The sequence below is a fragment of the Prochlorococcus sp. ALOHA_ZT_50 genome (assembly GCF_022447305.1).
Lineage (GTDB): Bacteria > Cyanobacteriota > Cyanobacteriia > PCC-6307 > Cyanobiaceae > Prochlorococcus_A.
In genome coordinates, this window is the sequence record NZ_JAKVCI010000006.1 from 22,770 (window position 1) to 36,241 (window position 13,472).

Genomic DNA, 13,472 nt, shown 5'->3' on the forward strand with positions numbered 1-13,472 from the left:
CATTTTTAACTTATGAAGTCTATTTAAGTAAATTTCTTATCTTAACATCGTTTGTTTTACTCATATTCATAACATTAGCTGTAATTTATATATCCTATGTCTCTTGGAAAGATAAAAAAAGATTAAAAAAATAGTTATTATTTTTTTTGGTTTTTTTTCTTATCCTTAATTCTGAGCTCTTCAATTAATTCTTTTGCTTGTTCCATTTTTGATATGCTGCTTTTGTAGATTCCAATATCTTTTTCTGCTTTATTAGCAGATAAGCTTAACTTCTCAAAAATATCAGAGGTCATCTTATTTTTATCTGATTCATTTTTCTCTTTGAAATCTTGGGAGTTTGAAATTAATATATATATCCCTAAGTTCAAAATCCTTGAAGGATAAAGTTTAGAATTACTTTTTTCTACTAATAATTTTAAAATATCTTTAGATGTTTTATCCTTTAATTCTTTTTGAGACTTTTTAGATATTTCATTAATTTCCTTCGCCTCAAAATTTGTAGAACTGCATAAAGATTCAAAAAGTAGATCCAAGTGTTTTTCAGGTTGATATCCTTTCATTAATTCTTTGAATGTTTCGGTGAGGCCGACACAAAAGAGATAATCTTGCGTAAATTCATTTTGATGGTTCAAAAGATTAAGTTCGACAAGCATTTCATCAACTATTCTTTTATATAAACCTGGAATGACGTAAGGAAATTTTTCATGAAATAACTTTTTGCTATCTGAAACAGTCAATTTTTCTTTCAATTTTTTATATGTAAACCTTAATAAGGTTAGCGTATGTTGACTCAATATCGTTAATATCTAATAAACAGATAAATATTATTATGATCCCTTTAGTTTTAGAAGAATCTGGCGGTAGTGAAAGAGTCTTTGATATTTATTCGAGACTATTAAGAGAGAGAATAATCTTTTTGGGAGAACAAGTTACTAGTGAAACTGCTAATAGAATTGTTGCTCAATTATTGTTCCTCGAGGCAGAGGATCCAGATAAGGACATTTATATGTACATAAATTCACCTGGCGGATCAGTATATGACGGATTGGGTATCTTTGACACAATGCAACATGTAAAGCCTGACATTCATACAGTTTGTGTTGGCTTAGCAGCTAGTATGGGTGCATTTTTGCTTGCGGCAGGTACTAAAGGTAAAAGAAGCAGCCTTAGACATTCAAGAATAATGATTCATCAACCACTTGGAGGTGCTAGAGGGCAAGCCAGTGATATAAGAATTCAAGCAGATGAAATTTTGTTCTTAAAAGAACGACTAAATACTGAATTATCAGAAAGAACTGGAAAGGATTATGACACTATCAAAGAAGATACTGATAGAGATTTTTATATGTCCCCAAACGAAGCTGTTGAGTACGGTTTAATTGATCTAGTGTTAGATAAGAAACCAATAAAAGTTTAGCTTAATAATTGAGGTGTTCTCTCTTTCTCAGGAATTTTGGTGAATTTGGAAAGAATACTTACAAATTCATCACCATCTAATGTTTCTTTTTCGATTAATAGGTCAACTATCTTATCCATAGCTTCTCTATTTTTGCTTACTATATCGTAGGTTTCTTTATAACATTCCTTGACCATTACTCTTACACTTTCATCTATTTGTTTAGAGATTGAATCAGAAACTTCACTTCTAGTCATTAAATCTCTACCAACAAATACTTCTTGATTACCACTTTCTAAAGCTATCGGACCTAAATTACTCATTCCAAATCTAGTAACCATTTGGCGGGCCATTGAAGCAACTTGTTGGAAATCACCTCCCGCTCCTGTTGTAATCTCACCTTCTCCAAAAACTACATCTTCAGCAGCTCTTCCTCCTAAAGCACCCATTATCCTAGCTTTTAATTGCGCCCTGCTAACAAGGGTTTGTTCATCGTCTGGGGTAAACCAAGTTAATCCTTTAGCTTGACCTCTTGGAATGACGGTCACTTTTTGAACAGGATCATGGGCTTTAACAAGTGAACCTATGAGAGCATGGCCAACTTCATGATAAGCAATTAATCTCTTGCTTCTACCATCTGTTAATGGAGAACCTTCCATTCCTGCGACAATCCTATCTACAGAGTCATCAATTTCTGAGATACTTATAGAGTCTTTTCTCCTCCTTGCAGTTAATATAGCAGCCTCATTTAATAAATTTGCTAAATCTGCTCCAGTAAAACCTGGTGTTCTTCTCGCAATGCTTTCAAGCGTTAAATCCTCTTGAAGTTTCTTATTCCTTGCATGAACTTCCAATATTGATAGTCTGCCCTTGATATCAGGTGCATCTACAGTTACCTGTCTATCAAATCTGCCTGGTCTCATTAACGCTGAGTCTAGAACATCGGGCCTGTTTGTGGCTGCAATTATTATTATGCCACTATTACCTTCGAAACCATCCATTTCAGTAAGTAATTGATTGAGAGTTTGTTCTCTCTCATCATTACCTCCACCAATACCTGCACCTCTTTGCCTTCCGACAGCATCGATTTCATCAATAAAAATTAAACAAGGACTATTCTCTTTAGCTCTTTTGAAAAGGTCTCTAACTCTACTAGCACCAACACCAACAAACATTTCAACAAATTCAGAACCTGATAATGAGAAAAATGGCACACCAGCTTCACCTGCAATTGCTTTAGCTAAAAGGGTTTTACCAGTACCAGGAGGTCCTACCAATAGAACCCCTTTGGGAATTCTTGCTCCTACAGAAGTAAATTTTTCTGGTTTTTTCAGAAAAGTGACAACTTCTTGCAAATCCTGTTTAGCTTCATTAACGCCTGCAACATCATCGAATACAACTCCTGTTTCAGCTTCCATTGCAAATCTTGCTTTAGTTTTTCCAAACTGCATTGCTTGGCCAGGACCTCCAGGCATACCATTTGACCTCCTCGCTAACAAAATTAAACCTCCAATTAAGATAGCCGGGAAGAGTAAATTACCTAAAATTCCTAATGCAGGAGGAGCTGTTTTTATTGGATGAACATCAAAACTAATTCCCTCATTTTTTAAAATATTTATAAGTTCTGGTGTTAAGCCGGGAAGATCTACACGCAACCTTTGAACTTTATTATCTAAATCCGAATCTATTGTCTCTATAACTGCATTTCTGCCTCCCTCAAAAATATCAACAGATGTAACCCTTCCTGAATTAATGTAATCTAAAAATCTGCCGTAACTAACTCTTGCTACCGCTGAATTTCTTGGTGCAACAGTAGTGCCATTAGATTTAAGCGAATCAACGTTGCTTGAAGATAAAAATTGGTAGGAAAGTGCTATTACTAAAAGTATAGGTAAAGCCCATAAAATTAATGTTTTAAATTTTTGATTCATTAATTTGTAGAAAGTCAATTCTAGGATTCTAGAATGAATCAGTGCATTTCGTTGATATTTTCTCTAACTTTATGCTTATACTACTCTTTAATGTATCTAATTTATAAATGAAATTTGAGATCAACGATAAGGTTAAGTTGATTGCGCCAGTCTCTTACTTGAAGACTTCAGATAATATGCCGATGTTAAGACCACCTGATCTAGTGGCAATTGATGAAATTGGGGAAATCCTTTCAATTAAATCTCCAGATACTGTTGAAGTAAAGTTTAGGAGAGGTTCGTTTTTAATAGATATTGATAAGATTGAGAAAAACTAATCTAAAAGTTTTTCTTCCACCTATTAGAAATTTCTAAACATATATTTTTATTTCCAGAAATACTCAGAAAAGGTTTTGAAAAATACTTATTAGTTAATTTAAAAATATCTAACGAAGATATTTCCTCTATTTTTGAATTTAAATCGTTCTCAGAAATTGGTGAAATACCATAACTAACTAACTGTATCTTTCTCTGTAAAATTTCATCTAGTGATTGATTTCCTAATAGAAAAGAACCTTTTAGTTTTTCTTTTGCTAAAAATATTTCAGCATCAGTCAACGGATTTAAAAGTAAATTTTTCCATAGTGTTGATAAAAGTTCAAAAGCAAAAAGTGCTTGCTCATTAGATACGGATAAATAAATTAAAAATGGGGCATTTCCACTCCTGATAGGATAATAAACACCTAAATCGTAAGTGATACCATGTTTTTCTCTAAAAAGTTTAAATAAAGCAGCGCTCATTCCATAAGATAAATATGACTCCAAAACCTTAAGAGGAAAATATTCACTACTTCTTCGCGAGCAAGTTTGGTCCCCCATCATTATTATTGTTTGATTTGAATCATTATTAATGTAATCAAATCTATTCGTAGTATTTAAATTATGATTTAAAGGATCTGATTTTTCTTTTAAGATTTTTTTTTCTAATGTTCCAAAATTTTCTCCATTTATTTCGGGATTATTTGAAATTAAATACTTTTCTCTATTTTTTAAATTTTTAAACTCAAGCAAAACATCTTCATAGGTAATCTTTGAGACATCATTAGCATTGCCAATTGTGTTGAAAGCATAAGGATGATTTGAGTAAACAATTTTTCTCCATTTTTCAAAACAGATATTGAATGGATTCTCTTTATCTTTTTTAATGTGATCAATAGAAGATTTTTTTACTTTTTTAAATTCAGTTTCCGAGAGGATTGGCTTATTAATTATTAAATCTAATAAAGGGAATAATTTGCTGAAATGTTCATTTAGGGATTTAATACTTATTGAAATACCATCTTCAAATATTTCTTGATTTAATTCTGCTCCATAGGACTCAATATACTCAGAGAGAGTGAAATTGTTAAAACCTTCACATCCTCTGGTAAGTAATGAACAAAGGATCTTGTTTATCCCTTTTTTGCCAGTACTATCCATATCACTCCCCCCTTTAATCCAAATTGAAGCAGTTGAAAAATTTCTTTTTTTATTATTTAAAAAATATCTTTTTAACATTTACCAGGGGATGCAACTAATGTAAATTTCTCTCCACGGATATATTCTGTGATCTCTTTGAAGTTATCCAAGTCATTCCAATATTTTAAATGACTCTCTAAATTATTTATTGAAGATTTTCTCCCCCAAAGAAGTTCATTTCCAAAGAATGAAGAGAGTTGTGTAGATGTCTCTAAATTAAAGATATAATTACTTTTCACAATATTTATTGCTTTTTTTATTTCATCCAAAGCCAAGGCTTTACAATTTGAGATCTCATCTATTGTTTTATTAATTTGCTTTTCTACTAAATCAATATCTTTGGACTCACAACTTGCTTCCATTATAAATAATCCTCCTAATTCTCCAGCATTTACATCTACATATACCGATTCAACAAGATTACTATCTTCTTTTAAAATTTTAACTAATCTGCTGTTTCTTCCAACAGAGAGTATTGATGCTAATATCTCAAGTCCAATAATATTTTTTTGATCATTTAGGTTTGGGATAAACCAAGCCATAAATATTCTTGAAAACTCTAAATTATCAAACTTAACTGACTCTCTACCATTCCTAATTTTTAAAGAAGGTTTATTTTTTAGATTTATTAAATTTGGACTTTCTTTTATGCCAGATAGATCACTTTTTTCAAAAATTTTATAAATTTCTTCAGAGAGATTCCCCGCAATTGCAATACAAATTTTTTCGGTAGTGTAATGTTTGCTATGAAATTTCACAAGGTCATTTATCTCTAAGTTTTTAATACTATGTTCAGTTCCCAGAATCGAATTGGCATAATTCGGACTTAACCAAACCCTTTTCAAAAAATAATTAAATAGTCTTTCTTCAGGCTGATCATTTTGTTGTTTTATTTCATCAATAACTACCCCTTTTTCTTTTATAAATTCATCAGGATTAAAATCTGGAGCAACGACAATATTTGTCAAAAGAGCAAGTGATTCTTTAAAGTTACTGGGTGGAACTAAGACATGGTAATGTACATCATCATAACCAGTTGAAGCGTTACTTAATCCGCCTAGTGATTCAATTTTATGGTCAAACTCACCTGGCATTATTTTGTTAGATCCTTTAAAAATCATATGTTCTAGAAAATGAGCAGTGCCGTTTTTATCAACATCCTCAAATGAAGAACCTGCTTTGCACCAAATATCAATGCTTATAAGCGGCAATTCTTTATTATCCACAAACACACATCTAGTTTTGCTTGAATGGGTGTAGTAGTTAACATCTCCTACGTTCATTTCGGTTCTCTCTTTAAATTCTATTTTGGTACTTTTTAGCCTTGTTGTCTGAATCTTTAACTAAAACAAAATTAACTGACCCTCTTATTTTGGATTTATTACAAAATATTAGAGAGCATAGATCCATGCTTGAGGACCTTAAGAGTATAAAAATTGATCCAAAACTAACTAACATAATATCTAAAGAAATAGGCAGAGAACTTTATATTGAAAATGAATTTCATAAAGCAAAAGGTTTTAGAAAGTTACATATTGAAGTAGCAGAATTTTCAAAGAATCTTAAAATATTACACTGCGTTTTTTTTCCTGATCCAAAGTTTGATATCCCAATTTTTGGGATGGATTTGGTAAAAATAAATGATATTGTTTCTGCTGCCATTGTTGATTTATCCCCGGCATCACAAAACCAAGGTTTGAAATACGAAAAATTACTTTCTGAAGTTGATAAAAGTTCTTTTACCTCTTTGAGAGAGATTCCTAAATGGGGGGGGATTTTTTCTAATAATGTATTTTTTGCTTCCTTAAAAAGTAAATCTGAAAAAAATGATTTTTGTAGAGTTGTGGATCAATACCTCACTATTTTGATCAAATTAAGTAAGAAAGCTAAACCGGAAGTTAATGAGGAAATTATCCAAGAGAGAATAGATTTTCAAAAAAATTATTGTGTTCAACAAATGAAAAATGAGAAGACTAGCATGGTTCTTTTAAAATATTTTGATGAAAAATGGGTCAATAACTATATAAAAACAGTACTCTTCGATTTTTAATGAAATTAAAAATATTAAAAAATTTATTTATTTATTTTTTATTATTTACACCAATATCTCTTGGTGTTATTTCCTGTTCTGGAAATAATAAATCTAGTTCAAAATTTAAAGAGGAAATAACTTCAGATTTCATACCTCCTATTACAGCTGTTGCCGCACTTGGTCAACTTTCTCCTTCGGGAGAGATTAGACAATTGGCAGCTCCAATAAGTCAGTTTGGCTCTTCCCCCCGAATTGTCGAAATTTTAGTAAATGAAGGGGATTTCGTAAAAAAAGGTGATATCCTCGCAATCTTTGAAAATGGAGAAAAATTAATCGCTGATCTTGAAAGAAACGAAAATCTAATTAATACTATTAACGAAGAAATTACCCTAAAGAAAGATCAAATTCAAAGGTATGAGTTAGCTTTGAGCAAAGATGTATATTCTTTTGTAGAGTTTTCACAGAGAAAAGATGAATTATTAAAATTGCAAAAACAGAAAATAAACCTTATCGGAGATCAAAAAAATATCAAGATAGATCTATTTAATTCAAAACTAAGGAGTCCAATCGATGGTTTTATCCTTGGAATAAACACGAGAGTTGGTGAAAGGCCTCAAAATGAAGGGATTTTGGATATTGGTTCTAGTCAAAAAATGGAAGCTTTGATAGAGGTTTATGAATCTGACATCGATAGAGTCTTTATCTCTCAGAATGTTGAATTGAGCAGTGAGAATGGAGGTTTCCAAAAAAATCTTAAGGGAAAGGTGATTAGGATTAGTCCTCAGGTAAAACAAAGAAAAGTTCTATCGACTGATCCAACAGGGGATGCTGATTCACGAATTATCGAGGTACTAGTAAAACTAGATCAAGATTCTATAGATATCGTTCAAAACTATGCAGGAATGAAAGTGATTGCAAAATTTATTCCCTAATGAGTTTTTCTTTTTTAAAATTTAGAAAAATACCATTAGCTTGGTTGTTATTAACTAGGCAACCATTAAGGCTAGCAGTTGCCATAGCTGGAATCAGTTTTGCAGGGATTTTGATGTTTATGCAATTAGGTTTTAGAGATGGTTTATTTGACACGAGCGTAACTATTCATAAACTTCTAGATGCCGATCTTGTTTTGATAAGTCCCAGATCAAAAAGTTCTATAAGCATGAGTGGATTCCCAAAAAGAAGATTAATTCAAACTCTCGCAGTAGAGGATGTTGAAAAAACTGCTCCCGTTAATCTAAATTATTTACTTTGGAGAAATCCCGAAAATCTTAAAACTAGATCAATACTTGCATTAGGTTTTAATCCCTCCGATTCACTTCTTTTAGATGAGGGATTCTCAAAGAAAGCTTATAAATTGAGAAATCCATCAAGAGTTCTTTTTGACAAACTATCTAGACCTGAATTTGGACCGATTGAAGAATGGTTCTTATCTGAAAAAAAAGTTGAGACTGAGGTTGCTGGAAAAAGAGTAATTGTTGAGGGCCTTGTGGAGTTGGGACCATCTTTTGGTGCAGATGGTAATTTGATAACTAGTCGAGAAACCTTCTTAAGACTTTTTCCTGCTAATCCTCCTGGCAGTATAGAAATTGGTTTGGTAAAGCTAAAAAAAGGATCTGATCCTGAATTGATTTCAAGGATATTAAATAACTCACTCCCAAATGATGTTAGGGTTCTTACAAAAAATCAATTTATAGAATTTGAGAAGAATTATTGGAAAAATAGTACTGCAATAGGTTTTATATTTAGTTTGGGAGCATTGATGGGTTTCGTTGTAGGGTGTGTGGTTGTTTATCAAATTCTTTATAGTGACGTTACAGATCACCTCCCAGAGTACGCCACCTTATTGGCAATGGGGTATAGACTTAAGTCCCTTTTCTTTGTTGTAGCTAGAGAGGGGTTTTTGTTGGCATTGTTTGGTTATTTACCTGCTTATTTCTCTGGTCAAATACTTTACTCAGTTATAAGAAGTTCTACTAAACTCCCAATAATAATGGACGCAGATAAAACTATTTTAATTTTCGTATTAGTTTTAGTTATGTGTATGGGGTCCGCCGCTGTTGCGATGCGTAAATTAGTTGACGCTGATCCTGCCGAAATTTTTTAACAATTGAAGATAAATGGTTAAAGCTAATAAATCAAAAAATAATGTTAAAAACCTTAAAACAGTCTCAATAAATAATTTGAGTCACTTTTATGGAAAAAATGAGAATAAAAAACAAGTTCTTAATGACGTTAATTTAAATATTGATAAAGGAGAGTTGGTTCTTTTGAAAGGACCTTCTGGATGTGGTAAAACGACTCTTTTAACATTAATTGGTGCCTTGAGAACCTGTCAAAGTGGAGATTTAACTGTATTAAATAATCAGTTAAATGGAGCATCAAGGAAAACTCGTCAGATTCTTAGAAGAAGTATTGGAATGATTTTTCAAGGTCACAATCTTCTGAGATGTTTAACAGCAGAACAAAATGTCCAGATGGGCGCCGATTTAATAAAAGGTTTAACATATTTGCAAAGACGTGAAATAGCACGGAATTGGTTGTCAGCAGTAGGATTAGAAGAACATCATAAAAAGTTGCCAAATGACTTATCTGGTGGGCAGAAACAGAGAGTAGCAATTGCTCGAGCTTTATCTGCTAACCCAAAACTTTTATTAGCTGATGAGCCCACTTCTGCTTTAGATAGCGTCACAGGAAGAGAAATAGTAACCCTTTTAAGGAAACTAGCAAAAGAGCAAAATTGTTCTGTACTTATGGTGACGCATGATCCAAGAATTTCTGATATGGCTGATAGGATATTAAATATGGAAGATGGTAAAATATATAGTGCTCATAGTGAGCTAATATAATTAAAAGTTAAAAATTTTATGTCTAAGAGAAGGAATCTAAAAAAAGAAAAGCAGGAACGTAATAGAGCCTATGCTAGAAAATTCAAAAAAAGGAAATTAAGAACTGATGGAAGACCTGATGGTGGAAACGTTACAGGTACAGCAAATAATGGCGGTGCAGCTGATTAGGGAATATCTTTTATTTTTATCTTTTGGAGTTCAATATATTATGCATATTTAAGACATAATCATGAATGTAAGTATTGTTATACCGACTTACAATAGATTACCTATATTAGAGAAATGTCTATTTGCGCTTGAGAATCAAAAATTAAATACAAATATCAGTAATTATGAAGTAATAGTAGTTGATGATGGATCAACTGATGGGACAACCTCATGGATAAATAAAAACAAAGCTAATCTCCCACACGTTATTCTATTTCAGCAAGAACATGGAGGGCCTGCACTTGGAAGAAATCTGGGAGTAATTAAATCAAAATATGAAATTATTATATTCATTGATAGTGATCTTATTGTTTTAGACAATTTTATAAATTGCCACGTAGAAAAATTACTTGCCTCTTGGAGAAAAAATGATAAAAAATGTTTTACCTATGGCTCGGTAGTCAATACATCTAATTTTCTAAATCCTCAGAGTGAAAAACATAAAATAATGGACACTTCTTTTGCATACTTTGCTACTGGGAATGTAGCGATATCAAAAGAATTGATTTTAAGTGTGGGATTATTTGATACTTCTTTTAGTCTTTACGGTTGGGAGGATTTAGAACTTGGAGAAAGATTAAAAAAAATTGGGACAAAATTAATTAAATGCCCAAATGCAGTAGGTTTTCATTGGCATCCGCCATTTAATTGCGAACAAATAGATTCATTAATAGCTCAAGAAAAAGAGAGAGCAAAAATGGCTTTAGTGTTTTATAAGAAACACCCAAATTTAAGGGTTAGATTTATGATTCAATTAACTCCTCTCCATAATTTACTTTGGCAAATTCTTTGCTTGGGAGGACTAATCAGTGTTGATAGAATCCTTCCTTTATTAAGATTCCTAGTAAATATAAGAAGAAATAGACTTGCACTTGAGATACTTAGGATCCCTCTAAATATGATTTACATTAAACAGTTAACCAAATCAAGATAAAAAACTTTTAGAAATACACATCACTTGCTAGGATAGTTGAAATAAATTTCACACATCTGACAGTTTCGGGTGAATTATTAATATTAATTCCCCGTCAGATGGAGGCTAACCCGAAACCCTTTTTAAATTATGGCTGTTGTATCACTATCAGAAATGATGGAAGCTGGTGCTCATTTTGGGCATCAAACTAGACGTTGGAATCCCAAGATGTCTAAGTATATATATTGCGCGAGAAATGGAGTTCATATTATTGATCTTGTAAAAACAGCATTGTGTATGAACAATGCATATAAATGGACGAGAAACGCTGCAAAAAGCGGTAAACGTTTCCTATTTGTCGGTACAAAAAAACAAGCATCAGATGTAGTAGCTCAGGAAGCTACACGCTGTGGAGCTGCATATGTAAATCAAAGATGGCTTGGAGGGATGTTGACTAATTGGACAACAATGAAAGCTAGGATTGAAAGATTAAAGGATCTAGAAAGAATGGAAAGTAGTGGTTCAATAGCAATGAGGCCTAAAAAAGAAGCTGCAGTATTAAGGAGAGAACTTGAAAGATTACAAAAATACTTAGGTGGACTTAAGGGTATGAGAAGATTACCAGATGTAGTTGTATTGGTTGATCAGAGAAGAGAATCTAATGCAGTATTAGAAGCTAGAAAATTAGATATCTCATTAGTATCAATGTTGGATACAAATTGCGATCCGGATTTGTGTGAAGTTCCAATTCCTTGTAACGATGATGCCGTTAGATCTGTGCAACTTATTTTAGGAAGACTTGCAGATGCCATAAATGAGGGTAGAAAGGGCTCTAATGCCGAAAGAAAAAATTAAATTCCAATTTAAAACTTACTATTCACTATTTTTTATTACTTCAAATGGGAAACATTACAGCAAAACTTGTAAAAGATCTTAGAGACAAAACTGGCGCAGGAATGATGGACTGCAAAAAAGCACTTAACGAAACTGAAGGAAATCTAGATAAAGCTTTGGAATGGTTAAGAAAGAAAGGCATAGCTAGTGCTGAAAAGAAATCGGGAAGAGTAGCGGCCGAAGGGTCAATTGGTAGTTATATACATACTGGATCAAGAGTCGGAGTTTTACTAGAGTTAAATTGTGAAACTGATTTCGTTGCTAGAGGTGATATATTCCAATCTCTGTTGAAGGATGTCTCAATGCAAGTAGCAGCATGCCCAAATGTTGAGTATGTATCAATTGATGAAATACCAGAAGATGTTGTGGAAAAAGAAAAGCAGATTGAAATGGGTAGGGATGATTTATCTGGAAAACCAGAACAAATTAAAGAAAAAATAGTTGAAGGGAGAATAGCAAAAAGACTTAATGAGCTTGTTTTGCTTTCACAACCCTACATTAAAGATAGTTCTCTAACAGTTGAGGATCTTGTTAAACAAGCAGCTGCAAAAATTGGGGAAAATATCAAAGTAAGACGCTTTACAAGATATACATTGGGTGAAGGTATCGAAAAAAATCAGATGGACTTTGCTGAAGAGGTCGCATCAATGCAAACAAACTAGTCACTTGAATGATTTGAATAATTTCAATAATTACATAGATATAGATAAAATTAATTCTCAATTAGAGAGAGCAGACATACAAAAAAGAATATTAACTAGAAATATCTATAGGGAATATGAACTTTATCTTAATCTAGTAAGAGATCTACTTTTCATCTCTGTAGAAAAAGGCCTTAATCAAATATATAGTTATCCAACAATTAATGATAATTTCTTAAATGAAAATGAATTCTATAGTCTTTTTGAAAAAAAAATAAGTAAATTAATATTTACGAATTTGCCCTTTTTAACAGTAGAACAATTAAAGATAAATGAAATTGAAAAAAATATAAATAAGGAAATTAATTTTACTATTTTTGATAGTTCCACAAAAATAAAGGATGATCAAAAAGAAAAATTTCAATATGAAGATGGTTTTCAATTAAAAGAACCCACTCAGTTCGAGATTACTGAAGACTTTTCAAATACTTCTGAATATTATCAAGCTCATAATTATGAGAGATTCGTATCACTTGATTTAGATAATAACCACCATAATAATTATTTATCTAAAAACAATATTTTTGAAAATTTAGGAGTTGAAAAACAATTTATTTCCTCCTTACTTGAATTAATAGGAGAAGAAAAGGTGGAAAAACCAAGATATCAAGAAAAAGAAAATATCAATCAAATGGATAATTTACCAAAAAATCAGATTCTTAATAATTTTGATTTAATAGACAAGTCATTGGAAAATTTACTATTGAATCTTTCATATAATATTAACCAAGAATTATTCAAGGCAAATCTAATAAAAAAGATGATATCTAAAGATTCCTTTGATTACTTAGTAGGCAAAAATTTTATGATAAAACATCCATATCCTTTTGTTATTAATTTCGAATTAAACTTAAATCGGTCATCATTAAACGGCAATAATTTTCCAAGCATTATTTTCTTCAATATATCTACTGTTGAGTTAGAGTTTAAAAATTTAAATCTTTCTATTCAAAGGAACAAAATAAATGAGCTAAAAAATCAATTTCAGCGTTTGATTAAAAAAGAGACATATTGGAGGCAAAAAGAAATAACTTTGAATAAGATACGTTGAAAAA

15 protein-coding genes are annotated in these 13,472 nt (G+C 31.7%); 11 read left to right on the plus strand and 4 right to left on the minus strand.

Annotation, left to right across the window (positions count from 1 at the left end; all coding sequences use genetic code 11):
• Positions 1-137: 137 nt before the first annotated feature.
• Entirely contained in the window at positions 138-794 is a 657-nt protein-coding gene (gene psb29 / locus MK115_RS01480) for a photosystem II biogenesis protein Psp29 (protein ID WP_287608516.1), read from the minus strand.
• A 32-nt stretch (positions 795-826) separates the two neighbouring features.
• Between psb29 and clpP the strand changes: the two genes are divergently transcribed.
• A complete protein-coding gene (gene clpP, locus MK115_RS01485; protein WP_263890449.1) occupies positions 827-1,417 on the plus strand; it encodes an ATP-dependent Clp endopeptidase proteolytic subunit ClpP in 591 nt (196 codons plus the stop codon).
• Here clpP and ftsH read toward each other — a convergent pair.
• Entirely contained in the window at positions 1,414-3,327 is a 1,914-nt protein-coding gene (gene ftsH / locus MK115_RS01490; RefSeq protein ID WP_287608518.1) for an ATP-dependent zinc metalloprotease FtsH, read from the minus strand. The two genes, clpP and ftsH, sit on opposite strands and share 4 nt — an antisense overlap.
• Before the next feature lie 107 nt (positions 3,328-3,434).
• On the opposite strand from ftsH, the gene MK115_RS01495 reads away from it, so the two are divergent.
• On the plus strand, positions 3,435-3,644 hold the full coding sequence (locus MK115_RS01495) for an NAD(P)H dehydrogenase assembly family protein (RefSeq protein ID WP_025894367.1): 210 nt from the start codon (positions 3,435-3,437) through the stop codon (positions 3,642-3,644).
• 1 nt (position 3,645) lies between these two features.
• Here MK115_RS01495 and MK115_RS01500 read toward each other — a convergent pair whose 3' ends face one another.
• The gene (locus tag MK115_RS01500) at positions 3,646-4,863 is read right to left on the minus strand and encodes a M16 family metallopeptidase (RefSeq protein ID WP_287608524.1); all 1,218 of its coding nucleotides are present in this window, start codon (positions 4,861-4,863) and stop codon (positions 3,646-3,648) included.
• A complete protein-coding gene (locus MK115_RS01505) occupies positions 4,857-6,107 on the minus strand; it encodes a M16 family metallopeptidase (protein ID WP_287608526.1) in 1,251 nt (416 codons plus the stop codon). Before MK115_RS01505 ends, MK115_RS01500 begins: the two co-directional genes overlap by 7 nt.
• A 41-nt stretch (positions 6,108-6,148) precedes the next feature.
• Between MK115_RS01505 and MK115_RS01510 the strand changes: the two genes are divergently transcribed.
• The 9 genes from MK115_RS01510 (at position 6,149) to MK115_RS01550 (ending at position 13,468) form a co-directional block, all read left to right on the plus strand.
• Entirely contained in the window at positions 6,149-6,874 is a 726-nt protein-coding gene (locus MK115_RS01510; protein ID WP_287608527.1) for a phycocyanobilin:ferredoxin oxidoreductase, read from the plus strand.
• Positions 6,874-7,788, plus strand: a complete 915-nt coding sequence (locus MK115_RS01515) for an HlyD family efflux transporter periplasmic adaptor subunit (protein ID WP_287608529.1) — start codon at positions 6,874-6,876, stop codon at positions 7,786-7,788. The genes MK115_RS01510 and MK115_RS01515 overlap by 1 nt, the downstream gene beginning before the upstream one ends.
• On the plus strand, positions 7,788-8,960 hold the full coding sequence (gene devC / locus MK115_RS01520; RefSeq protein ID WP_025900458.1) for an ABC transporter permease DevC: 1,173 nt from the start codon (positions 7,788-7,790) through the stop codon (positions 8,958-8,960). Before MK115_RS01515 ends, devC begins: the two co-directional genes overlap by 1 nt.
• 13 nt (positions 8,961-8,973) lie before the next feature.
• Positions 8,974-9,702: a DevA family ABC transporter ATP-binding protein gene (locus MK115_RS01525; RefSeq protein ID WP_025953735.1), complete on the plus strand. Its 729-nt coding sequence runs from the start codon at positions 8,974-8,976 to the stop codon at positions 9,700-9,702.
• Between the two features lie 18 nt (positions 9,703-9,720).
• On the plus strand, positions 9,721-9,870 hold the full coding sequence (locus tag MK115_RS01530; protein ID WP_011376314.1) for an Asl3888 family RNA-binding protein: 150 nt from the start codon (positions 9,721-9,723) through the stop codon (positions 9,868-9,870).
• 61 nt (positions 9,871-9,931) lie between these two features.
• Entirely contained in the window at positions 9,932-10,843 is a 912-nt protein-coding gene (locus MK115_RS01535) for a glycosyltransferase family 2 protein (protein WP_287608535.1), read from the plus strand.
• 129 nt (positions 10,844-10,972) lie between these two features.
• Positions 10,973-11,677 carry a 30S ribosomal protein S2 gene (rpsB, locus tag MK115_RS01540; RefSeq protein WP_011818259.1) on the plus strand — a complete coding sequence of 235 codons (705 nt, stop codon included), beginning with the start codon at positions 10,973-10,975 and terminating at the stop codon, positions 11,675-11,677.
• A gap of 44 nt (positions 11,678-11,721) precedes the next feature.
• Positions 11,722-12,378 (plus strand): translation elongation factor Ts, encoded by a 657-nt coding sequence (gene tsf, locus MK115_RS01545; RefSeq protein ID WP_025923057.1) that lies wholly within the window; start codon positions 11,722-11,724, stop codon positions 12,376-12,378.
• Positions 12,379-12,391: 13 nt separating this feature from the next.
• A complete protein-coding gene (locus MK115_RS01550; RefSeq protein WP_287608538.1) occupies positions 12,392-13,468 on the plus strand; it encodes an adenylate cyclase in 1,077 nt (358 codons plus the stop codon).
• Positions 13,469-13,472 lie beyond the last annotated feature (4 nt).

Coding starts and splice junctions, on each gene's coding strand:
- MK115_RS01500 (WP_287608524.1), bottom strand. CDS start 4,863: ATGTTAAAAAGATATTTTTTAAATAATAAAAAAAGAAATTTTTCAACT.
- ftsH (WP_287608518.1), bottom strand. CDS start 3,327: ATGAATCAAAAATTTAAAACATTAATTTTATGGGCTTTACCTATACTT.
- MK115_RS01525 (WP_025953735.1), top strand. CDS start 8,974: ATGGTTAAAGCTAATAAATCAAAAAATAATGTTAAAAACCTTAAAACA.
- devC (WP_025900458.1), top strand. CDS start 7,788: ATGAGTTTTTCTTTTTTAAAATTTAGAAAAATACCATTAGCTTGGTTG.
- tsf (WP_025923057.1), top strand. CDS start 11,722: ATGGGAAACATTACAGCAAAACTTGTAAAAGATCTTAGAGACAAAACT.
- MK115_RS01535 (WP_287608535.1), top strand. CDS start 9,932: ATGAATGTAAGTATTGTTATACCGACTTACAATAGATTACCTATATTA.
- MK115_RS01495 (WP_025894367.1), top strand. CDS start 3,435: ATGAAATTTGAGATCAACGATAAGGTTAAGTTGATTGCGCCAGTCTCT.
- MK115_RS01515 (WP_287608529.1), top strand. CDS start 6,874: ATGAAATTAAAAATATTAAAAAATTTATTTATTTATTTTTTATTATTT.
- MK115_RS01505 (WP_287608526.1), bottom strand. CDS start 6,107: ATGAACGTAGGAGATGTTAACTACTACACCCATTCAAGCAAAACTAGA.
- MK115_RS01530 (WP_011376314.1), top strand. CDS start 9,721: ATGTCTAAGAGAAGGAATCTAAAAAAAGAAAAGCAGGAACGTAATAGA.
- rpsB (WP_011818259.1), top strand. CDS start 10,973: ATGGCTGTTGTATCACTATCAGAAATGATGGAAGCTGGTGCTCATTTT.